Origin of the sequence: Streptomyces blattellae, from assembly GCF_009709555.1 — a bacterium.
Classification (GTDB): Bacteria; Actinomycetota; Actinomycetes; order Streptomycetales; family Streptomycetaceae; genus Streptomyces; species Streptomyces blattellae.
Window position 1 is genome coordinate 97,248 of sequence record NZ_WJBG01000213.1, and the last position, 24,507, is coordinate 121,754.

At 70.1% G+C, this 24,507-nt stretch carries 19 protein-coding genes, 1 tRNA gene and 1 pseudogene; 11 read left to right on the forward strand and 10 right to left on the reverse strand.

The window, feature by feature from the left end; genetic code table 11:
- Window positions 1–39: 39 nt before the first annotated feature.
- Window positions 40–1,026, reverse strand: a complete 987-nt coding sequence (locus GFH49_RS29190; RefSeq protein WP_155059052.1) for a carbohydrate-binding protein — start codon at window positions 1,024–1,026, stop codon at window positions 40–42.
- 118 nt (window positions 1,027–1,144) lie between these two features.
- Window positions 1,145–2,803 (reverse strand): diguanylate cyclase CdgB, encoded by a 1,659-nt coding sequence (gene cdgB / locus GFH49_RS29195; RefSeq protein ID WP_155059053.1) that lies wholly within the window; start codon window positions 2,801–2,803, stop codon window positions 1,145–1,147.
- Between the two features lie 464 nt (window positions 2,804–3,267).
- On the opposite strand from cdgB, the gene GFH49_RS29200 reads away from it, so the two are divergent.
- Complete coding sequence (locus GFH49_RS29200; RefSeq protein WP_155059054.1) at window positions 3,268–3,861, forward strand: flavin reductase family protein; 594 nt, start codon at window positions 3,268–3,270, stop codon at window positions 3,859–3,861.
- Between the two features lie 302 nt (window positions 3,862–4,163).
- On the opposite strand, the gene arfB is transcribed toward GFH49_RS29200, so the two are convergent.
- On the reverse strand, window positions 4,164–4,592 hold the full coding sequence (gene arfB / locus GFH49_RS29205) for an alternative ribosome rescue aminoacyl-tRNA hydrolase ArfB (RefSeq protein ID WP_155059055.1): 429 nt from the start codon (window positions 4,590–4,592) through the stop codon (window positions 4,164–4,166).
- A gap of 194 nt (window positions 4,593–4,786) precedes the next feature.
- On the opposite strand from arfB, the gene GFH49_RS29210 reads away from it, so the two are divergent.
- A complete protein-coding gene (locus GFH49_RS29210) occupies window positions 4,787–5,362 on the forward strand; it encodes a TerD family protein (protein WP_155059056.1) in 576 nt (191 codons plus the stop codon).
- A 57-nt stretch (window positions 5,363–5,419) separates the two neighbouring features.
- On the opposite strand, the gene GFH49_RS29215 is transcribed toward GFH49_RS29210, so the two are convergent.
- Both GFH49_RS29215 and GFH49_RS29220 read right to left on the reverse strand, forming a co-directional pair.
- Complete coding sequence (locus GFH49_RS29215) at window positions 5,420–6,253, reverse strand: hypothetical protein (protein WP_155059057.1); 834 nt, start codon at window positions 6,251–6,253, stop codon at window positions 5,420–5,422.
- 798 nt (window positions 6,254–7,051) lie between these two features.
- Window positions 7,052–7,552: a hypothetical protein gene (locus GFH49_RS29220; RefSeq protein ID WP_155059058.1), complete on the reverse strand. Its 501-nt coding sequence runs from the start codon at window positions 7,550–7,552 to the stop codon at window positions 7,052–7,054.
- A 44-nt stretch (window positions 7,553–7,596) separates the two neighbouring features.
- Here GFH49_RS29220 and GFH49_RS29225 point away from each other — a divergent pair, with 44 nt between their 5' ends.
- The 3 genes from GFH49_RS29225 to GFH49_RS29235 all read left to right on the forward strand — a co-directional run bounded on the left by GFH49_RS29225 (window position 7,597) and on the right by GFH49_RS29235 (window position 11,109).
- Window positions 7,597–9,006: a M1 family metallopeptidase gene (locus GFH49_RS29225; RefSeq protein WP_155059104.1), complete on the forward strand. Its 1,410-nt coding sequence runs from the start codon at window positions 7,597–7,599 to the stop codon at window positions 9,004–9,006.
- A gap of 96 nt (window positions 9,007–9,102) precedes the next feature.
- Window positions 9,103–10,173 (forward strand): non-homologous end joining protein Ku, encoded by a 1,071-nt coding sequence (gene ku / locus GFH49_RS29230; protein WP_456243058.1) that lies wholly within the window; start codon window positions 9,103–9,105, stop codon window positions 10,171–10,173.
- A 192-nt stretch (window positions 10,174–10,365) separates the two neighbouring features.
- Complete coding sequence (locus GFH49_RS29235) at window positions 10,366–11,109, forward strand: hypothetical protein (protein WP_155059060.1); 744 nt, start codon at window positions 10,366–10,368, stop codon at window positions 11,107–11,109.
- Here the strand turns inward: GFH49_RS29235 and GFH49_RS29240 are convergent.
- A complete protein-coding gene (locus tag GFH49_RS29240; RefSeq protein ID WP_155059061.1) occupies window positions 11,089–11,661 on the reverse strand; it encodes a GNAT family N-acetyltransferase in 573 nt (190 codons plus the stop codon). The genes GFH49_RS29235 and GFH49_RS29240 overlap by 21 nt on opposite strands.
- The gene (locus tag GFH49_RS29245) at window positions 11,658–12,305 is read right to left on the reverse strand and encodes a pentapeptide repeat-containing protein (protein ID WP_155059105.1); all 648 of its coding nucleotides are present in this window, start codon (window positions 12,303–12,305) and stop codon (window positions 11,658–11,660) included. The genes GFH49_RS29240 and GFH49_RS29245 overlap by 4 nt, the downstream gene beginning before the upstream one ends.
- A 374-nt stretch (window positions 12,306–12,679) precedes the next feature.
- Between GFH49_RS29245 and GFH49_RS29250 the strand changes: the two genes are divergently transcribed.
- Together GFH49_RS29250 and GFH49_RS29255 are read left to right on the forward strand one after the other, a co-directional pair.
- On the forward strand, window positions 12,680–13,843 hold the full coding sequence (locus tag GFH49_RS29250; RefSeq protein WP_155059062.1) for an NAD(P)-binding protein: 1,164 nt from the start codon (window positions 12,680–12,682) through the stop codon (window positions 13,841–13,843).
- Between the two features lie 149 nt (window positions 13,844–13,992).
- Window positions 13,993–14,973: a zinc-binding dehydrogenase gene (locus GFH49_RS29255; protein WP_155059063.1), complete on the forward strand. Its 981-nt coding sequence runs from the start codon at window positions 13,993–13,995 to the stop codon at window positions 14,971–14,973.
- A 64-nt stretch (window positions 14,974–15,037) separates the two neighbouring features.
- On the opposite strand, the gene GFH49_RS29260 is transcribed toward GFH49_RS29255, so the two are convergent.
- Together GFH49_RS29260 and GFH49_RS29265 are read right to left on the reverse strand one after the other, a co-directional pair.
- Complete coding sequence (locus GFH49_RS29260; RefSeq protein ID WP_155059064.1) at window positions 15,038–18,283, reverse strand: PPC domain-containing protein; 3,246 nt, start codon at window positions 18,281–18,283, stop codon at window positions 15,038–15,040.
- 180 nt (window positions 18,284–18,463) lie between these two features.
- On the reverse strand, window positions 18,464–19,870 hold the full coding sequence (locus GFH49_RS29265; RefSeq protein WP_155059065.1) for an NAD(P)/FAD-dependent oxidoreductase: 1,407 nt from the start codon (window positions 19,868–19,870) through the stop codon (window positions 18,464–18,466).
- 27 nt (window positions 19,871–19,897) lie between these two features.
- Here GFH49_RS29265 and GFH49_RS29270 point away from each other — a divergent pair, with 27 nt between their 5' ends.
- The 3 genes from GFH49_RS29270 to GFH49_RS29280 all read left to right on the forward strand — a co-directional run bounded on the left by GFH49_RS29270 (window position 19,898) and on the right by GFH49_RS29280 (window position 21,483).
- Window positions 19,898–20,821, forward strand: a complete 924-nt coding sequence (locus tag GFH49_RS29270) for an aminoglycoside phosphotransferase family protein (RefSeq protein ID WP_408055968.1) — start codon at window positions 19,898–19,900, stop codon at window positions 20,819–20,821.
- Window positions 20,822–20,830: 9 nt separating this feature from the next.
- Entirely contained in the window at window positions 20,831–21,316 is a 486-nt protein-coding gene (locus tag GFH49_RS29275) for a GNAT family N-acetyltransferase (protein WP_155059067.1), read from the forward strand.
- Between the two features lie 90 nt (window positions 21,317–21,406).
- Window positions 21,407–21,483 (forward strand) — tRNA-Thr (locus GFH49_RS29280).
- Window positions 21,484–22,488: 1,005 nt separating this feature from the next.
- Here the strand turns inward: GFH49_RS29280 and GFH49_RS40530 are convergent.
- Window positions 22,489–22,701 (reverse strand): annotated as a pseudogene (locus GFH49_RS40530) (hypothetical protein); the annotation flags it as partial.
- 335 nt (window positions 22,702–23,036) lie between these two features.
- Here GFH49_RS40530 and GFH49_RS40535 point away from each other — a divergent pair.
- Window positions 23,037–24,437: a hypothetical protein gene (locus GFH49_RS40535; protein ID WP_230396554.1), complete on the forward strand. Its 1,401-nt coding sequence runs from the start codon at window positions 23,037–23,039 to the stop codon at window positions 24,435–24,437.
- Window positions 24,438–24,507 lie beyond the last annotated feature (70 nt).

A 24,507-nucleotide genomic window follows, 5' to 3' on the forward strand; every position in this document is an offset into this window, starting at 1 on the left:
GGCCCGGTCGGTCACCGTCTCTTTGGCCTGGTCCTTGGCCTAGTCCTGGACCTGGCCTTCCTTCAGCCACAGCTGGTCCAGCAGGACATCGCACTTGTCGCCGTTCTCGCAGGAGAGCGAGATCGTGTTGGTGCCCTTGGTGAGGGACGGCCACGCATACGTCGTGGTCCACCCCTTCGCGAAGTCGCCGTCATCGGCCCCCGCGTAGTTCTTCATGCCCATCTTGGAGCCGAACTGCTTGCCGTTGACGGTGAGCGTCATCGACTGGTCCTCGCCGGCCGCGCTGTAGCGGGCGAAGAGCGTGTAGACGCCGTCCTTGGGAATGCCGCTGACCGTCCAGGTCACCGAGTTGCCGACCTGGTTGAGGTTGCCGACGTAGACGCCGCCGTCCGACTGGGCGCCCTCGACGTCCGAGGCCAGTGCGGCGGTGCCGCCCAGCCGGAGTGCCTTCCCGTCGGTTGTCGGCAGCTCGGCCTCGCTCTCGGCGCTGCCGCTCGCCGACTGGCTCGGCTCGGCGCTCTGGGACTGGGACGGGGTCGAACCCGCCTGGTTGCCCGTGCCGTCGCCCTCCGAGTCGTCGCCGCCCACCACGGCCACGCTGATTCCGATGACCACCGCGGCGACCACCGCGACCGCACCGATCAGCAGCCCCTTGGTGTTCGGGCCACCTCCCCGGCCACCGCCGCCGGCGCCGTACGACGGCTGGGGCGGGGCCGTGGGGGCGCCGCCGCCGGGGAACGTCTCCGGCGCGGCATAGTGCGCGCTCGGCTGGCCGAAGGCGCCCTGCTGCTGCGGCACGGTCTGGCCGTACTGCGCGGTGGGTGCGGTGGGGGCCGCGGGGGCGGCGGCCTGCTGGCCGTACTGGCGCTGGCCGACCGAACGCGCTCTGTTGACGGAGCCAACGGAGCCGGGGTAGCCGTAGCCGCCGGAGGGCGGCTGGGCGCCGTTGGCCTGACCGTCGGCGTAGAGGTAGCCGAACGGGTCGTCGTCCTCGGGCGTGCTCGCGCCGTTGTTGCCGGGCGTCATCCCTAGGTCTCCTCAACAGGTGCGGTGCGGATGCGGTGTATAGGTCAGATTGGCGAGCCTACCCGCTCCGCGAGGCCCAAATGGGTGACTCCGGTCGCATCAACTCACTGACCTGCGGTCATCCGGCACGTCTGTGCTGTTTGGGACGCGATCGTTTCTCGACGTACATCCGCTCGTCAGCGGACTTCAGCACTTCGTCCGCAGTCATCCCGCAATGTGCCCACCCGATACCGAAGCTGGCGCCGACCCGCATGGCGCGGCCGTCGACCCGGATCGGCTGGATGATCTCGGTGCGCAACCGGGCCGCGAGGTCCGCCGCGTCGGCCCGCCCGAGCCCGTCGGCGAGGACGACGAACTCGTCACCGCCGAGCCGGGCGACGGTGTCGCCGTCGCGCACCCCGCGCGACAGTCGCCTGGCCACCTCGATGAGCACCGCGTCGCCCGCGTTGTGCCCAAACCGGTCGTTGATCGACTTGAAGCCGTCGAGGTCGCAGAAGAGGACCGCGAGCCCCTTGGTGCCGTCGTCGTGCTCACCCTCGGGGGCGACCTTGTGCACGTGGTGGTCGTAGGCGTCGTAGACATCGATGCCACCGCCCGGGCGATAGTCGAAGCCGTGGCCGTTGGCGTCGTAGGCGGCCTGGCCGTAGGCCGCGTCGACGGTGTCGAGGGCGCCGGGGTGGGTGGGCCGCCGGCAGAGCCGGGAGGAGAGCCGGGCGCGCAGTTCGGCGGAGTTCGGCAGGCCGGTGAGGGAGTCGTGGGAGGCGCGGTGGGCGAGCTGGAGCTCGCGGCGCTTGCGCTCCTCGATGTCCTCGACGTGGGTGAGGAGGAAGCGGGGGCCGTCGGCGGCGTCGGCGACCACGGAGTTGCGGAGGGAGACCCAGACGTACGTCCCGTCCCGGCGCCCGAGCCTGAGTTCCGCCCGGCCGCCCTCCGCCGAGGTCCGCAGCAGGGTTCCTATGTCCTCGGGGTGGACGAGGTCGGAGAAGGAGTAGCGGCGCATCGCGGAGGCGGGGCGGCCGAGCAGACGGCACAGGGCGTCGTTGGTCCTGAGTATCCGGCCGTGCTGGTCGCCGCCCATCTCGGCTATGGCCATGCCGGAGGGGGCGTACTCGAAGGCCTGCCGGAAGCTTTCCTCGCTCGCCCGCAGCGCCTGCTGCTCGCGTTCGAGCCTGACCAGTGCCCGCTGCATATTCGCGCGTAGACGGGCGTTGCTGACGGCGATGGCGGCCTGAAAGGCGTACATCTGCAAGGCCTCGCGGCCCCAGGCGCCCGGCCGGCGGCCGTTGCGCGGCCGGTCCACGGACAGTACGCCGATCAGCTCGCCACACGCGCCGCCCTGCACGCCGGGCATGAACATCGGCGCGAAGAGCCGGTCGGCCGGGTGCCACTCGTCCTCGAAACGGGGCGCGGGCCCGTCGGTGTACCACTGCGGTACGTCGTCGTCATCGAGGACCCAGCCCTCGGTGTGCGGGATGAAGACCAGCTCGCCCCACTGCTCGCCCATGCCCAGCCGCCGCTCCCAGGACTCGCGGGAGCCGACCCGGCCGGTGATGAGCGCCTCGGCGGCGGGGTTGCCGGCGAAGGCGGCGACGACGAGATCGCCGTCCGGCCGGACCAGGTTGACGCATGCCAGCTCGTAGCCGAGGCCGGTCACGACGCCGTCGGCGACGGTCTGCAGTGTGTCCGCGAGGCTGCGGGCCGTGTTCATGTCCGCCATGACCTGGTGCAGCTGTCGCAGGGTCGCAAGACGGACGTACGGCTCCGACTCGGTCTCCATGCTCGCCCTCCCCCCGAGACCTCGCAGCGAATCAAGGGTTGTCTTCGGCGTTCGCTTCGGCGCTTTTGATCAGTGGTGCTGTTGCAGCTTCCCGCCACTGAATCACAGCGCGCTGCCCACTCGGTACACAGGGTCAACAATTAACGGCTCTTGTGACTCAAGTCACAGCTAAACATGAATAATTGAGCGACGTTTCTGTGAGTTTCCTGTGCATTTGCCGAGCGGGAATTTCGCACCTCTGCGGTGATTGCGCCCCTGTCGTCTGCGGTCCGCCTGCGGCTGCGTACGGTCTGTATGCGGTCTGCATGCGGTCTGCATGCGGTCTGCATGCGGTCTGCATGCGGTCTACCTGTGCACTTCCCGTGGTCTGCCTGTAGTCCGCCTGTGGCCCGTCTGCGGTCCTAGGACCAGGCTCGGGCCAGCGCCCGATGTGCCATACACCGATCGGAGACTAGCGTTTCCGTGTGCTGAACACTCCCCCTGCCATCACCCCGCCAACCCCGCCCGTCCCCCTGCCCCGCGCCGGGCATGCTGAGGGTGTGAGCAACGACGAGTTCCGCGCCGCCATGTCCCGGCTGGCCGCGGGCGTGGTCCTGGTGACCGCGCAGGAGCCCCCGCTCGACCCGGACGACCCCACGTCGCCGAAGGTCGAGGACGTCGGCATGACCGCGACCTCCTTCATGTCGGTGTCCCTCGACCCGCCCCTGGTCCTGGTCAGCCTGCGCGACGGCTCCCGCATGGACGACCTGCTCGCCGAGCAGCCCCTGTGGGCGGTCTCGGTCCTCTCCGAGAGCCAGCGCCACATCGCCGGCCGCTTCGCCATGAAGGGGCGCATCAGCGACCGCCTGCTGTTCGAGGACATTCCCTACGTCCGCGGCGAGGCGACCGGCGCTCCCCTCGTGCGCGGCGCCCTCGCGACCCTGGAGTGCCGCACGGAACAGCGGGTGCCCGCTGGCGACCACACCCTGGTGATCGGCCGGGTGCTGACAGCCGCCGTAGCGAGCGTGGACGGCGGCCCGCTCGCGTATTTCCGGGGGCGGTACCGGCAGTTGGGGTGATGTCACACGTCCAGGAGTGTGATGTCGGGACCGGTGATCTCCATCCGGGTCCAGAGCCCCGACCAGTGCGTCGAAATCACCGTCCCGCGCGGCGGCCAGGCAGGCGTCGACCACCCGCCGCTGCCGCACCAGCCCGGTGTCCGGCGCCTCGGCGCCCTGCACCCGCCGCCGGGCGCGACCGCCCTGCACCCGCCGCCGGGCGCGACTGGCCAGCTGCCGGGCCGCGGCCGGCGTCCGCCACTCGGCTACGAACAACTCCGCCCGACGCGGCTACCGAACGACTCCGGACCGCCCCACGCGGCTCAGGACCAGTCCCGCCCGGACCGCCCCCGCTTCGTATCCGACCGCGCCTTCTTCTCCCGCAGCCGCCGCTCGTTGATCCCGCGCGGGATACGCGTCGGCCGCCGCGGCTTGGGCGGCGGCGCGGTGGCTTCCGCGAGCAGGGCGGCAAGGCGTACGGCGGCGGTCTCGCGGTTGCGCCACTGGGACCGGTGCTCGGAGGACCGTACGGTGATGACGCCGTCGGCGAGGCGGGCGGCCAGCCGCTCCAGGGCCCGCCGCTTCCACACCTCGGGCAGCGCCTCGGTCTTCGCCAGGTCGAAGCGCAACTCCACCTGCGAGTCGCTGGTGTTGACGTGCTGCCCGCCCGGCCCCGACGACCGCGAGAAACGCCACATCAGCTCGGCCTCGGGAAGCGAGACGGAGCCGCGAATGGAATAGGGACCGGACATGGCTCCATGGTCGCGCCGCTGTCCGCTCCACGTCACCCGAATATCCGCATGTCCAGATGCCCGGATGTCCAGAGCGTCCCGGCCGCCCAGGTAAAGAAAGTAAAGTTACCTGGAACCCCGCGTACGCTCCCGGCGTTCATAGGGGTAGCTGTAGCGTTCTTGCCGTACGTAAACGAGGGAAGGGACTCCCAACAATGGCTGTAAGCCTGTCCAAGGGTGGCAACGTCTCGCTCACCAAGGAGGCTCCGGGCCTGACCGCCGTCACCGTGGGCCTCGGCTGGGACGTCCGCACCACCACCGGCACGGACTTCGACCTCGACGCCTCCGCGATCGCGGTCAACACCCAGGGCAAGGTGTACTCCGACGCCCACTTCGTCTTCTTCAACAACAAGCAGACGCCGGACAACACGATCGTCCACACCGGCGACAACCGCACGGGCGAGGGCGCGGGCGACGACGAGGCGATCAACGTCAACCTGGCGGCCCTCCCGGCCGACATCGACAAGATCGTCTTCCCGGTCTCGATCTACGACGCCGAGAACCGCACGCAGAACTTCGGCCAGGTCCGCAACGCCTACATCCGCATCCTCAACCAGGCAGGCGGCGCCGAGATCGCCCGCTACGACCTCTCGGAGGACGCGGCCACCGAGACCGCCATGGTCTTCGGCGAGCTCTACCGCAACGGCGCCGAGTGGAAGTTCCGCGCCGTCGGCCAGGGCTACGCCTCGGGCCTGGTGGGCATCGCCCAGGACTTCGGTGTGAACGTCTGACGGACGCACTGAGTCAGGGAGCCCCCGGCCTTTCGAAGCCGGGGGCTCCGTCGTCGTTCACTCCTTTGGTACGAAACGCACGCACGTCGAGAACGGGCTCTGCTGGACGCAGGCAAAGAGCGCTTGCCACTTGGAACCTTCGTCCTGGGCACCCTGAGCCAGCGTCCCGGCGCACGACGGGTCGGAAAGGCCCCAGAGAGTTCCATCCGGCCAGCCGGCCTGGAGTGTACGGTTTTCCACTGCCTGGACACAGGCTGTGGGCGCCTTGTACTGCTTGAGCTGCTGCAGAAGTTCCAGGTACAGAGGGTTCTTGAGCGAGTTGGCCCGCTGGTCCAGCTCTCGCTGCGCCTCATTGCGCTCCTGCTCCGACGCGTCCGGGTTCCGAACTGTCGCCAGCGCGTCGGTGGTTTCCTGCAGAGCCTTCTGGATCTGCTTGCGATCCTGCGCGTTCTTCGGTGCTGTCTTCGGGTTCTGGATCGTCACCAGCCCGTTGGCGAGGGTCTCCAGGACCCTCATGTAGTACGCCCGCTCGTCCGGTGTCATTTGCTGCAGGCTCTCCGCGGCATCCGCCAGTTCGTCTGCGAGCCTCAAGTAGAAGGCCCGGTCCTCCGGCGCCGTATCCGGGTTCAGGGCCCTCCTCAGCGATTCGGCGATGCCCTCCACGATTCTCGTGTAGGAAGCCCTCTCCTTCGACGTCGTGTTCGCGTCCTGGGCTGCCTTCAAGGTCGCGGTGACCTGCGCCACGATGCTCGCGTACACGGCCCGGTCCTCAGGCCTGGTAGACGGATCCTCAATTGCGTCCACCGCCTTGCTGAGCACCTCGTTGAGCTTCTCCTTCACCACCTGGGATGCCTCTAGCCCTGTTACCGCGGCGTCCAGGTCCTTCTGCAACTGCTCCGGGTCCGGAGGGGGAGGGTCCGGAGGCTCGGGTGCGGGCGGCTCGGGTGGAGGCTCGGGAGGGGGCTCAGGAGGGGGCTCAGGAGGGGGCTCAGGTGGAGGCTCGGGTGGAGGCTCGGGAGGCGGCTCGGGTGGAGGCTCAGGAGGCGGCTCAGGAGGCGGCTCGGGAGGCGGCTCGGGAGGCGGCTCGGGAGGCGGCTCAGGAGGCGGCTCAGGAGGGGGTTCAGGTGGAGGCTCGGGAGGCGGCTCTGGTGGAGGGGGTGGCGGGGGTGGCGGGGGCCCCTCAAGTGCTGCCGTCGGGCTTTGAGCAGGCTCGGCAGGGGCTGCCACAGCGGTGACAATGCCTGTCGGGACCGCAAGCGCGGCAGCCAGCGAGGACGCGCCGATAATGCGGCAAATTCGTCGCCGAGCGGTTGCGACCATGATGGTTCCAGAGGTGAGGTGTGCGGTATTGCCTGCGCGGCATTGGCCTCTTGATACGGCCGATGACACCGGAGATCCGCGACTCAACAGTGTCCCTGAAGCCAGTCTTTCCCTAGTCACCGCATCCTGCAACTCAGGCAACGCGCGGGCATATCAATGACCGTTGACACGGCCTGCTGATGGTGGACGCGACGGCGCGACGCCGGTGATACGGACGGCAGTTGACGCCTGTCGTCGAGAACCGCATCCGCACGGCGGACGGCACCGCCGAACGCCTCGCCGTCCTCCGCGAGGACCGCCAACTCGGCCGCCCATGCGCGGCGTTGCGCAACGTGCGGAGCTGTACGCCCTTCAAAGCCACGGCTGGAACTACCCCACCCGCGGAAACCTCGCCTGCAAGGTCCAGATCGCCGGATTCTCCGCCAGGTCGTCATGCAGGTCGCACAGATCGGCGATCAGGTCATGGAGGAAATCCCGCGCCTCCCGCCGCAACTCGGCGTGGGAGAAGCTCAGGGGTGCCTCCTCCGCCGGCATCCAGTCGGCTTCGATGTCCACCCATCCGAAGCGGCGCTCGAAGAGCATGCGGTCGGTGGACTCGGTGAAGTCGAGTTCCGCCCGCTGGGGGCGGGCGGCCCGGGAGCCGGCCGGGTCCCGGTCGATCCGTTCCACGATGTCGCACAGCGCCCACGCGAAGTCCAGCACCGGCACCCATCCCCAGGCTGTGGACAACTCCCGGTCCGCCTTGCTGTCGGCGAGATAGACGTCCCCGCAGAACAGATCGTGCCGCAGCGCACGGACGTCCGCGCGGCGGTAGTCGGTCTGGGGCGGATCGGGGAAACGGGTGGAAAGGGCGTAGCCGATGTCGAGCACGCAAGCGATGTTGTCACGGCCCCCCTAGGATCACGGACGTGTCCCTGTCCCGATCCGCACGCACTGTCCCGACCTGCGTACTTGCCGCGCTCGCCCTCACGCTGACCGCATGCGGCGGCGGAGTCGGCGGCACCCCGGGCGGCTCGGGCCTCGGCGACCCGTACTTCCCCAAGGCGGGCAACGACGGCTACGACGTGACGCACTACGGCCTGACCCTCGACTACACCCCCGAAACCGAGCACCTCTCCGGCACCGCCGAGATCACGGCGAAGGCCACCCAGGACCTCTCCGCCCTCAACCTCGATCTCAAGGGCCTGGACGTCGAATCCGTGACCGTGGACACCGAGCGCGCCCGCTGGAACCGCACCGGCCAGGAACTGACCGTCCGCCCGCCCCACGACCTGGACGACGGAGCCACCTTCCGCGTCACCGTCCGCTACTCCGGCACCCCCGAGACGATCACCGACCCGGACGGCTCGGACGAGGGCTGGCTGCCCACCGAGGACGGCGCCCTGGCCCTCGGTGAACCGACGGGCTCCATGGCCTGGTTCCCCGGCAACCACCACCCGTCCGACAAGGCGGCGTACGACCTCGAAGTGACCGTGCCGAAGGGGCTGCACGCCGTCTCCAACGGCGAACTGGCCGACGAGACGACCAAGGACGGTCGTACGACCTTCACCTGGCACACCGCCGAGCCCATGCCGAGCCACGCCGCCACGCTCGCCGTCGGCCGCTACGACATCAGCCGCACCACCGTCGCGGACGACCTGCCGGCGTACACGGCCGTGGACCCCGACCAGACCAGGGCGAGCCGGGAGGTGCTGGCGCAGCTCCCCGAGATCATGGCGTGGGCCGAGGACAGCTTCGGGCCGTACCCGTTCTCCTCCACCGGGGCGATCGTCGAGCGCGAGGGCGACATCGGCTACGCCCTGGAGACCCAGAACCGTCCCGTCTTCCCCGGCGCCCCCGACACGGAACTCCTCGTCCACGAACTCGCCCACCAGTGGTACGGCGACTCCGTCTCCCCGAAGACCTGGCGGGACATGTGGCTCAACGAGGGCTTCGCGACCTACGCGGAGTGGCTGTGGCAGGAGGACCACGACGGCGACACCGCCCAGGAGATCTTCGACCAGCTCTACGCCGGCGACTACTACGCCGACCCCGAGGACAACGACGCGATCTGGGCCTTCCCGCCCGGAAAGCCGTCCGACGCCGCGCACATCTCCGACCCCCCGGTCTACGTACGGGGGGCGATGGTCCTCCACAAGATCCGGCAGACCGTCGGCGACGACCGGTTCTACGAGATCATCCAGGGCTGGGCCGCCACCCACCGCCACGGCAACGCGGACACCGGCGACTTCACGGCATACGTCGAGCGGCAGGCCCCGGGGCAGGACTTCACGCAGATCTGGGCGGAGTGGCTGTACGGCGAGGGCAGGCCGGACCAGCCCTGACGCCATACGATGGGAATCTCCCGCAAATGGCTATAAACGGGACTTTCACCCGCCCTTCGTGTCCCACTGCGGGCACCGCTCGGAGAGGTGCTGCACGTGCGATCCATATGGAACGGCGCCATCTCGTTCGGCCTGGTCAGCATCCCGATCAAGCTGGTGAACGCCACCGAGAGCCGCTCGATCTCCTTCCGCCAGATCCACACGGAGGACGGCGGCCGCATCCGCTACCGCAAGGTCTGCGAACTGGAGGACCGCGAGGTCACGCAGCAGGAGATCGGCAAGGCGTACGAGGACGCGGACGGCTCGCTCATTCCGATCACCGACGAGGACTTGACCCGTCTCCCGCTTCCCACCGCCAAGACGATCGAGATCGTGGCGTTCGTGCCGAACGACCGGATCGACCCGCTCCAGATGGACGCCGCGTACTACCTCGCGGCGAGCGGCGCCCCGGCCGCCAAGCCGTACACGCTGCTGCGCGAGGCACTCAAACGGAGCAACAAGGTCGCCATCGCGAAATTCGCCCTGCGGGGGCGGGAGCGGCTGGGCATGCTGCGGGTGGTCGGTGACGCGATCGCCATGCACGGGCTGCTGTGGCCGGACGAGGTCCGCGCCCCCGAGGGCGTCGCCCCGGACACCGGGGTCACGGTCCGCGACAAGGAGCTGGACCTCGCGGACGCCCTGATGGACACCCTCGGCGAGGTCGAGCTGGATGATCTGCACGACGAGTACCGCGAGGCCGTCGAGGAGGTCATCGCCGCGAAGGCCGCCGGCGAGGCGCCGCCCGAGGCACCCGAGCCCGCGAAGGGCGGCAAGGTCCTGGACCTGATGGCCGCCCTGGAGAAGAGCGTGCGGGAGGCGAAGGAGTCCCGCGGCGAGGAGGCGGCCGAGGAACCCGCCCAGGAACCCGCCCAGGTAAAACGCCTCCCGGCCCGCAAGACCGCCCGCGCCGCTCCCAAAGAGCCAGCCGGCAAGAAGTCGACCTCCACGGCCAGGAAGAAGACGGCCGCGAAGAAGACGACAGCCAAGAGCACGACGGGCAAGAGCACGACGGGCAAGAGCACGACGGGCAAGAGCGCGACGACGGGCGCGAAGAAGTCGACGGCCGCCAAGAGCACGGCGAAGAAGGCCCAGGCCAAGAAGACGACGTCCCGGAAGCGGACGGCCTGACACCGGCAGGCCTCAGGCTGCCCCGGCAATCGCATCCGTTCGGCAGGCACGGACGCGATTACCGGAACACGGCAACGAAGAGCGCAGTGGATTGCCCACCGCGCCCGTTGTCTTCTGCCTTCCGTCCATTGAAGCTTTGGCCTCGTGACAACAACGCGTACAGACACGGCCAACGGGACAGGCGAACCGCCGGTGCCCCCGACGAGAACCGGCCGGGGGCCTTCCCGCCGCCCGCTGCTCATGGGCGCGTCGCTGATCACCGCCTCACTGATCTCGGCGCTTGCCTGCTATGCCGTCTTCGCCGTCTGGCTGCCCTACGATGCCGAGCGCTACCGGGAGTACATGGCGGCCGAACAGTGCCCTGACCGGGCGGCGACGCAGCGGGCGGAGGACTGTCTGCGTACGGTCTCCTTCACCGTGACGGACACGGAACTCGACGGCGGAAGGGGCTCCAGGTACAGGGCGACCCTGTACGCCGCGCCCTTCTGGAACCACGTCGTGCCATTCGGCGATCCCGGGCCGGTGCTGGAGCAGCTTCGGCCGGGCGAACGGATCACCGGAACCGTCTGGCGCGGCGCCATCATGACGATCGCCAAGGGCGACTCCCGGCAGAACACCTCCGACGCCCCTCGCGACGAAGCCCAGATGACGGCGGCCATCGGCACGTTCGCGGGACTCCTGTCGGTCCTGGCGCTCGGGTTCGGTGCGGTACGGCTGGCCCGGCCCCGCGACCACGAGCCCTTCACCTGGTACCCGTACGGCAAGTGGCTGCTCATCACCATGGGCATCGTCTGCACCGCCGCGGGCTTCCTCACCCTGTGGCCCGGCTGGCCCTGGTGGCTCGTGCCCACCGTCGTGGTCCCGGCCATGGCATACGTGGCCTGGCAGCTCTACCGCCACTTCCGGCAACGCCTCTCAGCCGTCCCTGCGCCGTGAGTGCAGATGGCCGTCGAGCGGGAAGGACGGCGGCGCCGCGGGCAGGATCCGGGCGAGGTCGTAGCCGCTCTTGTGCGCCACCCGGCACGAGGCCGGGTTGTCCGCCTGGTGCAGGAGTTCCAGACGTATGAGGTGACCGGCGCCCAGGTGGTCGAAGGCCCACCGGGTGACGGCTTCCAGGGCCCGCGGCGCCACTCCGCGCCCACGAGCCGGCGCCGCGGTCCAGTAGCCCACCTCGGCCGACGGCTTCCCCGGAGCCACGTCCTTGAGCACCACATGCCCGGCCAACTGCCGCTGAGCGGACCCGGGTTGCGCTTCCAGAACCGCGAAGCCGAACCGGTCACCGACCGCCCATCCGCGCTCCTGACCCCGCACCCATCTCAGCGCGTCGGCCTCGTTCTCCACGGCAAGGCTCGTCCCCTGCCGCAGCACGGGATCCCGGCCCGCCTCGACCAGTGCGGGGACGTCCGCCTCGCACCAGGGACGGAGAACCAGGGCGGGAAAGGACGTCGTCGCCTCCCCATGCAGTACGACCCTGTCCTGCGCCGTCACCCTTCCACCCGAATCCCCAGCTCCCCCGCCAACACCCCGGCCAGTTCGAGCAGTTGACCCGAGCTGATCACCGCGCCCGACAACCGGTCCACGCCCCGGCCGATGCCGAGTTCCGCCGCGTCGCGCAGGTCGACGTCCGTCAGCGTCGCCGAGGTGAAGTCGGCCTCCTTGAGGACGCAGCCGGGGAACTCCACACGCTCCAGGCGGGCGCCACCGAAGTCCGGTTCGACCAGGACGCAGTTCTCGAAGACGACGTCTCTGAGCCGGGCGGCACGCAGGTTCAGGTAGTCGATCTTGCCGCCGCGCAGGACGACGCGTTCCAGGACGGCGCCGTGCAACTGGGCTCCGCCGAGCCGGGCGTCCAGCACTTCGACGTCGCGCAGGGTCGCCTCCGCGAGGCCGGTGCCCACGCCGCGCGGGGCGGTGAGGACCGAGTCGAGGAAGCGGGCGTGGTGCAGCCGTGTCTCGTCCAGCGCGCAGCCCGTCAGCGCGCAGTCCATGAAACGGGCACCCCCGCCGTCCTGCCCGGCGAGGTCGGCCTCCCGGAACTCCAGCCCGTCGTAATCCCCGTCCGGCTCCAACTCCTCGCCCCCGAACGGCTCCAGCGCCGGCAACCGCACCTCCGGCCGCCGCGCCCCCTTCACGGCCCCAGCCTTCTTCACCACGCCCTACCGCCCTTCTTCACCACGCCGCCCTACCACCCGTCTTCACCACGCCCTACCGCCCGTCATCGCCACGCCCTACCACCCGTCATCGCCACGCCCTACCACCCGTCATCGCCACGCCCTACCGCCCGTCACGCCGCACACACCCGCACCACACCCGCATCCCGCCCGTATCACCCCATGCTGCACCCCACCACTGACAATCCCCCTGACCTGCGAAAACTCCAACCCAGCACAGTGCTATGTCACATTCCGGCCGCCTCCGACCGTCGTACTCGCAGAAAGGCGACCCAACCAGACCCCACCGACCCAGCCCAACCAGACCCAGCCCAACCAGAGGGAGACCCCCAGCCATGCACCGCATCACCGTCATCGGCGGCGGCTTCGCCGGACTCACCGCGGCCATCACGGCCGCTGAGGCGGGCGCCAAGGTCACCGTGTACGAAGCCCACCACACCCTCGGCGGGCGGGCGCGGACCGCGGAGGAGCCGTACCGGACGAACGAGGGCCCGCACGCCCTCTACAGCGGCGGCCCGCACTGGGCCTGGCTCCGGCAGCGCGACCTGATCGGGCCGCTCGCCCCGATCCCGCCCCTGGAGGCGGCCCGGCTGCGGCTGAAGCACCACGGTGCGCTGCGCCGCACCCCGCCGTTCGCGATGCTCAATCTGCTCCGCCGCAGCGCCCGGCAGGCGCCTGTAGACGTCGACTTCATGACGTGGGCCGAGCGGGAGGCGGGCGAGGAGGGGGCCCGCGCCGCCGCGCACTACTCTGCCGTCGCGCTCTTCCATCACGACCCCGGCAGCCTGTCCGCGGCCTTCGTGCAGGAGCGGCTGCGGCGTGCCACGAAGCTGCCGCCGGAGGCGCACTATCCGCGCGGCGGCTGGGCCACGCTCATCGACCGGATGGCCGCCCGCGCCTGGAACCTCGGCGTCCGGATAGAGACGCTGTCCCGGGTCGACACCCTGCCGACCGACACGCCCGTCGTCGTCGCCACCTCCCTCGACGCCGCCCGCCGCCTGCTGAAGGACGACTCCCTGACGTGGCCGAGCGGCCGTACGGCGCTCATCGACCTCGCGGTGCGGACCCGGCGCGGGGACGCCTTCGCCGTCTCCGACCTCGACTCCCCCGGCTGGCTGGAGCGGTTCACCGCGCAGGACCGGTCGCTCGCGCCTGCCGGTGAGCAGCTCATCCAGGGTCAGATCCCGATCGCCCCGAACGAGTCCCGCTCGGCCGGTGTCGCCCGTGCCGAGCGGCTGCTCGACATGGCTTTCGAGGGCTGGCGCGACCGGGTCACCTGGCGCCGCGAGTCCGTGGCGAACGGCCGTACGGGCGCCGTCGACCTGCCCGGCACCAGCTGGCACGAACGGCCCGCCGTCGACCGCGGCGCCGGCGTCTACCTCGCCGGCGACCAGGTCGCCGCCCCGGGCGTGCTGTCCGAGGTCTCCTTCAACAGCGCGCTCACCGCGGTGTCGCTGGCCCTCGGCCGCCGCAACACCCTTGACCTCAAGCAAGCTTGAGGTTGAAGACTGGGCGCCATACCGAGCGATCGATGCCACTGGGCGATCGATGCAATCAAGCACTCGACGCAACCGAGCTCTCGACGCAATCAAGCGCTCGACACAACCGAGCTCTCGACACAACCGAGCGATCAAATGAGGAGCGCTCCATGCACGCCATCCGCCTGCACACCTTCGGCCCGGCCGGGAACCTCACCTACGAAGAGGTCACGGACCCGCTGCCGGGCCCGGGCCAGGTCCGTATCGCCGTGGAAGCGGCCGGAGTCCACCTCCTCGACACCGCCCTGCGCGAGGGCATGCGGGGCCCCCTGCCCGAACCCCCGGCCCTGCCCACCGTTCCCGGCCGCGAGGTCGCCGGTGTCGTCGACTCCCTCGGCGACGGCGTCGCCGCGCTGTGGCTCGGCAAGCGCGTGGTCGCCCACCTCGGCTTCGCGCCCGGAGGGTACGCCGAACTGGCCGTCACCGATGTCGACCGCGTCCACGAGATCCCCGAACGACTGGACTTCGCGCAGGCCGTCACCATGATCGGCACCGGCCGTACGACGATGGGCATCCTCCAGTTCACCGACCTGGGCCCCGACTCGGTGGCCGTGATCCCGGCGGCGGCCGGCGGCATCGGCACCCTCCTCGTGCAGTACGCCCACAACGCCGGCGCCACCGTGATCGGCCTCGCGGGCGGCCCCGAGAAGGTCGCGCGTGTACAGGCGAACGGCGCCGACCTCGCCGTCGACTACAAGGACCCCGCCTGGCCGGACAAGGTCCGCGCCTTCCTGGGCGGACGGGGCGCCACCGTCGTCTTCGACGGGGTCGGCGGCGACATCGCCCGCGCGGCCGTCGACCTGCTCGGGCCCGGCGGCCGGCACATCGTCTTCGGCTGGTCCGGCCAGGGCATCCACGACGGCAGTCCGTACGTCGTCGAAGGCATTACCGAGCAGGTCCTCGGGCCGGTGATGATGCGGAAGGCGGGCGGCCCCAACCCCGTACACACCCTCGAACTGCGCGCCCTCGCCGAAGCCGCCGAAGGCCGCCTCACCCCGGCCGTGCAGCGCTTCCCCCTCAGCGAGGCCGCCGCCGCCCACCGAGCACTGGAGACCCGCGGGACCACCGGGAAGGTCGTACTGGAGCCATGAGCACTCAAGCTGCGGGCACCCGTGCCGCCCAGGACGGCACGGGTGGTCCGCCCACCGCGTCAGCTCACTTGGCGACCGCCTTCGTCGCCTTGCTCACCGCCGACCCGTCCTTGTGACCCGTACGGCGCACGGTGACCTTCACGGTGATCTTCTTGCCCTTCTGCGCCGACTTCAGCACCAGCGAGGACTTGGTGGCCCCACTGAGCACCTTGCCGTTCGCGTACCACTGGTACGAGTAGGAGGTCGGGCTGAGACTCCACGTCCCCTTGGACGCCTTCAGCGTCTTACCGACCTTGGCCGTCCCGTTGATCACCGGCAGCTTGGTCGCCTTGGGCGCATCGCCCTTGGCGACGGTCACCGCCGCCGAGGTCGCCGACCCGCTCTGCCAGCCGCTCCTGACCGCCGTGACGGTCACGGTCAGCTTCTTGCCGACCACCGAGGAGGCGATGGTGTACGTCTTCGCCGTCGCCCCCGATATCGCCTTGCCGTCCGCCTTCCACTGGTACGTGTACGACGTCGGAGTCGCCGACCAACGCCCCGGGTCCGCCGTGACCTTGGCCCCCACCTTGGCCGTGCCGGTCACCTTGGGGGCGCCCGTGCTGGTCAGCTGCGGCTCCGTCACCGTGAAGGTGCCGCGCGGGTACTCGCAGCACGTGGTGAACACGCTGACGCTCCAGTCACCCGCCGCCGCGCCGGTCAGGTCGACGGTCGCCGTCACCGAGCGGTTGTCGGCGGCCACCGAGTCGGCCGTGGCGGTGATCGTCTGGCCGTTGCGGGTCAGCCTGACCCCAGTGTTCGCGCCGAGCGCGGTGCCGGTCACCGTGAGCTTGACCTTGCTCTCGCCGACCCCGGTCGTGGGGCTCAGGCCGGTGACGCTCACTTTGTCCGGACCGCACAGCGCCGAGAGGCAGGACAGCTGGGCGCCGTAGGAGGTGGCGGACGCCGTCTCCGGCAGGCCGAGCACGAACAGCGAGGGCGCGGATCCGCTGGTCGAGCCGCCGACCGAGCACTCGTAGCCGGAACTCGTCCGGTAGCAGCCGTTGTTCCACTTCGCGTTGTAGAGCGCGGGCACGGCCGTCGCGGTGGCGCCCGTCGTGTCCGTGATCTCGGCGTCGAAGCGGTCGGACCCGGCCGTCGGCAGCACCGCGCACACCGCGCTGTGCTGCTCGTCGAGTGTGCCGGTGACCGGCCCATAGCCGTAGGACACCGACGGCACCTTGGTGCACTCCGGCGCCGGACCGGCCGCGGTCGCGATGCGCAGGGCGTCCAGGCGGTACTCGGGCGCCGCCTTCAATGTGGCCGGGGTCTGTACCAGGACCTGGTGGGCGGTGGATCCGGTCACCGCGCAGGAGCGGTTGCGGTAGGAGCACTCGGCGCTGCCGTCACCGCCGAACACCGCGATGTTGGCGGTGCCCAGGGCGTCCCGCACGTCCATGTGCAGGACGTCGGTGGCCGCGTCGGTGGTGACCTGGTGGCAGGTCAGGGTGCCGGGCTCGCCGTAGGTACCGGCCACGGACGGGCCGCCGACCTTGCCCGCGGCGGTCGTCGCGCAGCCTGCCGAGGAGGCGCTCGCGGTGACGTCACGCCGGGTGAGGGTGTACGTGGCGGCCGTGTCCCGGCCGGTGACCAGCACGGTGTGGGCCTGGCCCGGCGTCAGCCCGCACACCGTCCAGCCGTTGACAGTGGAAGTGCGGTCGCAGACCTTGTCGCCGGTGGCGTCCAGCACGGAGAACTTCGCCGGTACGCCGCCGGAGGTGCCGATCAACTGGAAGACCTCCGCGCCCGTGTGGGCGTCGGCGGGAATCGTCAGGCACTGCGAGAAGACACCGTCGCCCGTGCCGAAGGCGGCCTTGGCGCCGTCGGCGGTGAAGCTGCCGGCGGGCAGGACCGGGCAGTCGTTCGCCGCGTCGGTGCGGTGGAAGGCGATCGTGTACGGGCCGGTGGCCTCCTCACCGACGTCTTCGGTGTGCACCAGCGCCCGGAAGGGAGCCGTGCCGGTCAGCGCGCAGTCACCGTCTGCCAGTTCCGTCGCGGTGCACTGCGCGGTGCCGTCCCGGTCGTAGACCTCCACCTCGGCGTCCACGCCGGAGGAGGCGATCGGGGTGAGCGCGGCGATCCGGGCACCCTGCGGGGCCTCCAGCAGGAGGCAGTCGTACTGCCCGACCGTGCTCAGCTCACCCCGGTACACGCCGGTCCCGGTCGTCACGCATCCGGCGTCCGAGGCGCGGTCGAGGAGGAGCAGGTCGTCCCGCAAGTCGCTGAGGAGACCCTTGCCGAGGACGGCGGTGTAGGTAGCCCCGGCGGCCAGTCGGCAAGGGTCGCTGTCCGCACAGGCGATCTTCCCTGCGGTGTCGTACACGAGGACAGGGCTCGCGGAGTAGTCGTCGACCTCGTGGACCAGATGCGGTCCGGCCTTGTCGACGGTGAAGGTGTAACAGGGGTTGACCTGGAAATCCAGGCCCTCCAGCGGCCCGAAGGGGCGCACGGATGCGGTCCGGCAGCCCTGCGGGTCGGACAGCGAGCGCACCCGGACCGCGTACTCGGCAGGGTAGCCGTTCTCCGCGTGGGCGACCTGGGAGAGCAGTCGATAGGGGCCCTCGCCGGTCAGCACGCAACTGCGGGCGTCCTCGTCGTCCTCCGTGACGCGCGGGCAGATCCGGGCCCCACTGGCGTCGGTGATCCACGCGTCCATGCCGCCGTCGGCCTTGGTGTCCGTGGCGAGGACGACGCGCTCGCCCGGCTTGCCTTCGAAGGCCTGGCAGTCGACCTCCAGCGGGGTCACCGAGGTCCGGCTGACCGTGGGCAGGTCCCAGGCGGTGCCGACCGGCTCGAAGCAGCCCTGCGTGGCCGAGCCGAGCGGGACGACGGTGACCTGCGCTTCTTCCGGGTCCGCCCAGCTGTTGTTGACGACGGTGACGGTGTAGGTGCCGGCCGCGGGGACCCGGCACCGGCCCTCCGCGTAGAACTGCTCGTCGTAGCAGTCCACTTCGGTGCCGTCCGAGGCGTACATCCGGGTGTACGCCTCGTTGTGACCGTCATCCAGCGACACCAGGTACAGGCCCGCCTCCGGGGCCGTCACGGTGAAGCAGGCGCTTTCCCGGGCCGGGACGGTCGCCTTGCCGACGGCATCCCCGGGGTCGCCGAAGGACGCGAGCGTGAGCGGCGCGCAGTCCGCGTCGGCGGCGGCCGCGGGGCTCGCCCCGGTCAGGGTAAGGAGTGAGACGAGTAACGAGACGAGTACGGCGAAGACGGCCGGGACAACAGCGGTCCGCCCCCGTCTCGCCGATCGCCGAAAACCGGCGTCGGACAATGGATCCCCCCTGGATCAGTGGTCGTTGAGGCGATCGTGGCACATGGGACTGACAACGCCGCCATAGGTTTCCGGGGGCGGCAGAAACCGTTATCTGCCCCGGCAGGAACCGTTATCTGATCCGGCGAGAACCGCTATCTACCCCCGGCAGAAACCGCTATAAGGAGAACCGTCGTCCGCTCAGTGCCGCCCAGCGATCCGATCGGCGAACCGCGCCAGCCGCGACGACTCCGCGCTGTGCGTCGCCGCCTCCCGCCGGTCCGCCGCCCGGTACGTGGCGTACATCCCCCGCACCCCCAGCCAACGCAGCGGCTCCGGCTCCCACTTGCGTACCTTGTGCCCGACCCACGGCAGTTCGGTGAGTTCGGTCCGACCGCCCTGCCCCGAGTCCTGCTGCACCAGGTCCCGCAGTGTCCGCGCGGCGAGATTCGCGGTGGCGACGCCCGAGCCGACGTAGCCGCCCGCCCAGCCGATCCCCGTCGACCGGTCGAGGGTGACGGTGGCGCACCAGTCGCGCGGCACGCCCAGCACTCCCGACCAGGCGTGCTCGATCCGTACTCCGGCGAGTGACGGGAAGAACCGCACGAGGATCTCCCGCAGCGCCTCGACGGTCGTCTCCTGCGTCCGCCCGTCGTTGTCGGTGCGCGATCCGAAGCGGTACGGCACCCCGCGCCCGCCCAGCGCGATCCGCCCGTCGGCGGTGCGCTGCGCGTACATGTAGGCGTGCGCCATGTCGCCCAGTGTCTCGCGTCCGCCCCAGCCGACCGACTCCCACTGCTCGTCGGTGAGCGGCTCGGTCGCGATCATGGAGGAGTTCATCGGCAGCCAGGTGCGCTTCTGGCCCCTGAGCCCGGCCGTGAACCCCTCGGTGCAGCGCAGCACATACGGCGCCCGGACGGTCCCGTACGGCGTCACCGCGTGCTTCGGCCGGATCTCCGTCACCGGCGTCCGCTCGTACACGCTCACCCCGAGCGCCTCGACCGCCGCGGCCAGCCCCTTCACCAGCTTCACCGGATGCACCCGCGCCCCGTGGGGCGTCCAGCTCGACCCGACGGCGTCCATCACCCGGACCCGCTCGGCGGTCTCGCGGGCGCCGTACAGCTCACGGTCGTTCTTGCCGTACGACAGCTCGTGCTCGTGGAAGGCCTTCAGCCGCGCCAGCTGGGCGGGAGTACAGGCGACTTCGAGCACTCCGCCCCGGTGGACGTCCGCCTCGAAACCCTCCGCCGCCGCGACCTCGACGACCTCGCTCACAGTGTCGTTCATGGCCCGCTGCAGTCGTACCGCGGCCTCGTGGCCGTGCAGCTTCGCGTACCGGTCGCGCCCCGCGATCCCGTTGTAGAGCCACCCGCCGTTCCGCCCGGAGGCCCCGTACCCGCAGAACTTCTGCTCCAGGAGGGCGATACGGAGGAACGGCGCCGCCTTCTTCAGGTAGTACGCCGTCCACAGTCCCGTATATCCGCCGCCGACGATCACGACATCCGCCGACGCGTCCCCGACGAGCGGCTCCCGCACCGCCGGGAGTCCGTCGTCCGCGTACCAGAAGGAGACACCGCCGTTCGTGGCGGCGCCTGGCGAGTTGCTCATGGCGAGGACGGTAATTCGCGTGAGCCGATTCCCCCACCCCAGTACGGTCACAAGGTGATCGACATTCCGCCGGAGCTGGCCGCATCACAGCAGCTGTACAACGGGGAGGCGGGCCGCGCCTTCATCGCCGCACTCCCGGACCTGACGGCCGACTTCCTGGGCCGCTGGCAGCTGACGCTCGACGGCCGGCCGATGCACGGGGTCGCCGCCCTGGTCCTGCCCGTCGTCCGCGCGGACGGCACGGACGCGGTCCTGAAGCTGCAACTCCCCGACGAGGAGAGCGAGGGCGAGCCGGTGGCGCTGCGCACATGGGACGGCGACGGGGCGGTCCGGCTCCTCGACCACGACCCGGCCACCGGCACGATGCTCCTCGAACGCCTCGACGCGACCCGCATGCTGTCGCACCTCGGCGACACCCGCGAGGCCGTGCTGATCATCGCCCGCCTGCTGGCCCACCTGACGTCCGTCCCGGCACCGCACGGCATGCGCCGGCTCGGCGACATCGCCCAGGCCATGCTGGACCGGACTCCCCGGGCACTGCGGCGGATCCCCGCCCCCGAGGCCCGCCGCCTGGTCGCCGACTGCGCGGCCGCCGTACGCGAAGTGGCCGCCGAGCCCGGCGACCGCCTCCTGCACTGGGACCTGCACGACGAGAACGTCCTCGCGTCCGACCGCGCACCCTGGCTCGCCGTCGATCCCAAACCGCTGTCCGGCGACCCGGGCTTCGAACTGTGGCCCGCCCTCGACAACCGCTTCGACGCCGACTACGCCGACGACACCGTCTGGCGCTTCGACGCCATGACGGACGTGCTCGGCCTGGACCGGGCACGCGCGCGTGCCTGGACGCTGGGCAGGCTGCTCCAGAACTGCCTCTGGGACATCGAGGAGGAACGCCCGCTGGAGGAACGGCAGTTGGAAATCGCGAGGCGGCTGAGGAACCACCCTGGCTAACCTCGCCCCATGATTCGCCCCGCGAGCCCTGCCGACATCCCCGTCATCCACACCCTGATCCGCGAACTCGCCGAGTACGAGAAGGCCCCGCACGAGGCCAGGGCCACCGAGGAGCAGCTGCACGACGCCCTGTTCGGCGACCATCCGGCCGCCCACGCCCACATCGCCGCCGACGACACCACGGGCGAACCGGTGGGCTTCGCGCTCTGGTTCCTCAACTTCTCCACCTGGCGCGGCGTCCACGGCATCTACCTGGAGGACCTCTACGTCCGCCCCGCCGCCCGCGGCACCGGCCACGGCAAGGCCCTCCTCACCGAACTGGCCCGCCTGTGCGTGGCCCGCGGCTACGCACGCCTGGAGTGGTCCGTCCTCAACTGGAACCGCCCCGCCATCGACTTCTACGACTCCCTCGGCGCCCGCCCCCAGGACGAGTGGACGGTATACCGGCTGACGGACGAGGCCCTGCGGACGCTTTCCGGTTACGCACCGTCCTGACACCGATACGCGTCACGAACCTCGTGGCTTGGAGAAACACACTCTGTGTACAGTGGTCCCGCCTTCGCGTGCGGCATCGTTGTACGCACTGCCTCCTTAGCTCAGATGGCCAGAGCGGGTCACTTGTAATGATCAGGTCGTCGGTTCGAGTCCGACAGGGGGCTCCAACAGCATGGATAACCCGCGGCGAGGCCCGTGAACTCGTAGTTTCGACTACGGTCCAGATCCCGCGGGCTGACCGCCGCAAGGGCGGCGAGCCCCCGATGAGGGCCGCCGAGGAGCCCCGCAAGAACGGTACTCGCGCGACTGACCTTGAGACGTGGGAACGGCGCGGTATGCCTCGGCCATGGCGTCGGCGGCTGCGTACCCCTCCTACGTTCACCAGAAGTCGTTCGCCCTTCAGAGCGAGGCAGAGGCCACGAGCACCGCGCCGTGGCCCTGTCGGCCGGTGGGCTTCTGCTCCTGGCGACAGTCGGAGGTCGATGGGCTTCTGCTCCTGGCGACAGTCAGGCCGCTGAAGCCCGCCGAGCATGCCGGCCGTCGGGCACGCACCGTGGTGTGGATGGCGTTTCTGCTCGGCATCGGAGTGTCCCGACTACGGTCGAGCCGTCCTCGCGCGCGCTGGCGGCGAGCAGGCCGCATCCCTGATGCGAGCGACGCAGGCGCCCGAACAGCCCGGATTCCAAAGGTCACCGAAACAGGAAGCCCCAGGTCGGGGGCCTGACCTGGGGTTCGCTATGGAGCCGCCTTCGGGATTCGAACCCGAGACCTACGCATTACGAGGTCGTGAGAGATCGTGACGAGCTGTGCCACGCGATCGCATCAGATCCAGTTTTCGCAGATCAGAGCACCGATCACGGTCCCGCTGCTCGTACGCCGTGTTGCAACGTCCACAGGCGTCCGCGCTCCCCTTGCGCTCCCGCCCCTTCGGCAGGGCGATGAACCGGCCCAAAAGCACGGTAGCGACACCATCGCCGCACGGCTTGTCGAGATCTGACACACGAGACCGATCACCATCATCCGTGGCCTCCCCGCCCACACGCCTCACGCCGACGAGCACAGCGGCACGCACAGCAGCAACAACAGCAGCTCAACGAGAGACGGCCTCCTTCCGCCTCCGGCGTGACAGCCGTCGGCTCATCGACGCCGTCGGGCTCCGGTACGTCAATGTGGAGCAGCTTGAGCAAGTCAGCGGTGACAACCCGGTAGGCGTTGCCCAGCCGCAGGACCGTGCACGGATACCGGCCACGCTTGGCCAGGTCATACCCCGTAGTACGACTGAGGGACAGCGCACGGTTCGCCGTCTCCAAGTCCACGGCCGCGGGCAGCGCCAGCAGTTCCTCACGCGTCAGCCCACGGGATGCGTCGGAAAGCTTGGTGATCACAGATGATCCGTACCCCGCGAGGCATCAGCCACCTGCCGTGCCCGGGCCGCAAAGCCACAGAATCCGCCAGCAGTGTGGCGCCGGGGCAGCGGCAGCCTCCGGCTCGCTGCCGCTCAGCACAGCTCTGTCCACCCACCTGGGCGCCCGATGTCAGTGCACTGCCGTACGCTGGCTTTCCGCACGGCCCGGACCACCGGTAGCACCGGAGGCACCAGCCGCAGCTCACCTACTTCCCCGTCCGGGAGTGCGGCAGTACCGCGCTCACCAGCGGAAATTCCCTTCTCGCTTGCGCATCCGCAAGGTTGCGCACCCAACGCGTCCCCGGAGTCTCCCGCATGGCCACCGAGCCCGAACCCACTCCAGTCGTCGACTTCCTGTGCGAGCACAGCCCCAGCAAGAGCCGCGTCATGGCCCTGATCGGTCCCTACCACGGCGCTCGTTCCCTCACCGCAGTGCTGACCTGCAAGGACAAGCACCACGCCTACCAAGCGGTCCAGCTGCTGCGCCGCGCACTGGCCTCCCGCGACACCGCCGTCGTCATGGAGGACCTGAACGCTCTGGCCGCCGCGCTGCCCGACGCCCCCGCCAGCTCCTTGCGCGCGGCGACGGCCCACGCAGCCTCAGGAGCATGGCCCGCCCCCGCAGGCACGACATTCTGCCCACCTGACGAAGAGCTCGGAGAGGACGAGGACGCGCAAGTCGACGAGGCCCCCACCACACCGGGGTCAGAAACGCCTGACGGCGCGCGTCTGAAGGAGCTGCCGGGCAAGGTCGTACGCATCACTCATCTGCGCGAGTTCCACATCACCGACGAGGACGCGCTCATACGTGCGGCGATCGACGAAGGCTGGGAGCCGCTGCCCGCGTCCGAGTTGGACGCGGACGATCCACGCGATCTGGTCGGCGCCGTGATGACCCTGACCGAGAGCGGCAGTTGGATCACCGGTGCCGACACCCTGGAAGACCAGAGCGAGGCAGGACTGCTGCGCGCAGGGCATGGTGACGAACTCACCGACTGGAGCCCTGTCCCGGTAACCGTCCACTTCCACCACGGGTGGCGGCTGCGCCGTGCGGTCCCCGACACGCCAGCCGACGAGGAGCAGCCCGACCTGGTCGCCCTCTTCCCGGTCAAGGAGTGTTCCTGCGGCGACGAGGACTGCGAGAACTGCGGCTGGCAACTCACCCCGCGCACCGCCGACCTACTCCTGACCGCGTTGAGCGTTCTGGCCGACCAGGCCTACGACGACGCCGACGAACTACGGGACCAGCCCGTGACCAAGCAACAGCCCGGCGACTGGGAGCTGTTCACCCGCCTGCCCTCCCTCACCTGGTCCGCCGACCGGAACTGGCGCCGCCGAATGGCACGAGCCTTCGACGACCTGACCGACGACCTGGAACACGGTCGATGGCCCCAACCCTCATGCACCGCTGAGGAAATGGCCTTGCACCTGGCGATCGAGGACGCGCCCGGCTACCTGGACGACATCGACACCCGCGACACCGCACACGGCACCCTGCCCGAGCACCGCGACGACTACGACTGGGACGCCTGCTCCGACCTGTTCTTCCAGGACCACGACGTCCTCATGCTCTTCGATGCACGCCTCGACGGCATCGAGGACCCGGACGGCGACGTGAACCAGCGCCTCGGCATGGGAGACCTGCGCACCGCAGCCTGGTTCGAGCCATTCGGATACCCGGACGCCCGGGACCCGGGGCGCGGCTTCCGACGCTGACCGCAGCTCTCGTGGCAGCTGCTTCGCCGCTCTTCGGCTGAGCAGCTGCCACCGCACTTCTGCAGCGCGA